Source organism: Fulvimarina manganoxydans (assembly GCF_900176465.1).
Lineage (GTDB): Bacteria > Pseudomonadota > Alphaproteobacteria > Rhizobiales > Rhizobiaceae > Fulvimarina > Fulvimarina manganoxydans.
This window is the reverse complement of record NZ_FWXR01000049.1, coordinates 1-1,426: the sequence shown is the minus strand read 5'-3', so window position 1 is coordinate 1,426 and position 1,426 is coordinate 1. Positions and strand designations below refer to the sequence as shown.

Sequence of the window (1,426 nt, the reverse complement as noted above, 5' to 3'; positions counted from 1 at the left end):
ATGCAGGACCGTCTTGCCAAAGGCACCGCGCCCAAACGCGCCGCACCCGCCGTCAGCGGCGCCAACGCCCTTGCCCGCAAAGACGAGGATTGGGCTGAGTTCTGATCGATCTCTCTCCACGAAAATTCTTCGAAGCAAAGACTGGCCGCCGGGTACCTTCCGGCGGCCAGTCTGCATTATCGATGACGCAGGGGCAGAGACAGGTGATCGGCCAAAAAATGATCATGTGACCTCTTAATAAGCAGCATCCTTTTCAGCCATCGAAATTTGCATATTAGACGCTGGGTCAACCCAAAACCTAACACATTGCTAATACTTTCGTTGCAATGGTCCTGGCTATCAGAACTCGTTTCCCGTTTTTCTGGAGTCCGCCGACCATGAGTCTCACGATTTCTCGCAAGCTTGGCCTCATTCTCCTCTTTGCAGGTTTGCTCAGTCTCGCATTGTCGACCTATCAGGCCTTCGAAGCCAAAACTCTGATCACCGACGAGCGGCGTGAACTTTTGAAATCGGAGGTCGAAACCGCAGTCTCCATTGCCAATCACTTCTATGATTTAGTTGCAGCAGGCACGATGAGCGAGGAGGCGGCTAAAGCCGTTGCGATCGAAGCGATCGGTTCGATCCGCTACGGCAAGGGCGACTACTTCTTCGCCACGGATCTCGACGCGACGATGCTGATGAACGCTAACCGAACGCTTATCGGCAAGAATTTCCTGAGCGTTGAAGACAAGAACGGCGTCAAACTGTTTCAACAACTGATCGGACAGGCGAAATCCGGTGGAGGATTCACTTCGTTTCTCTGGCCGCGCAGCCCGGACACCGCCCCGGTCGATAAGCTCGCTTATTCCGCGAGCCCCAAATGGAACTGGATGATCGGCACCGGCGTCTATACGGACGACATCGATGCGCTGTTCACTACGGAACTCCTGAAGAGCGCCACCGCTTTCTTCGTCTTCATGCTGACCCTGATTGCCATCGGCTGGCCGCTCGCCAGGAGCATATCAGAGCCGATCAAGGCCATGACGGGTGTCATGCGGCGCATCGCGGCGGGCGATACCGAACTCTCCATTCCAGGACGCGGTCGCCGTGACGAAATCGGCGAGATGGCCGAGACCGTGGAAATCTTCAAACAGTCTCAGATCGAGCGCGATCGCCTCGCGCGTCTCGCGGAGGAGACGCGCCAGAACGAGGTTCTCGCCAAGGAGCGCCAGGCGGCGATCGAAAGCGCCAAGGCCGAGGATCTTCGGGTTCTTGTTACGGCTGTGGAATCCAGCTTCGACCGCCTCTCGGACGGCGATCTCACGATCCGCATGAACCAGAAGCTCGCCCCCGAATTCGAGCCGATCCGCGTCAAGTTCAATGACAGCGTGTCCCAGCTTGAAGCGGCGATCGGCGGGGTCGTCTCTTCGGTCCAGACCATCCGCAC

Annotated in this window: 1 protein-coding gene; it reads left to right on the top strand. The window is 57.2% G+C overall.

From position 1 onward, the window contains the following. Positions 1-377: 377 nt before the first annotated feature. On the top strand, positions 378-1,426 hold a 1,049-nt coding region (locus tag B9A15_RS22300; protein WP_170923415.1), incomplete at its 3' end, for a cache domain-containing protein.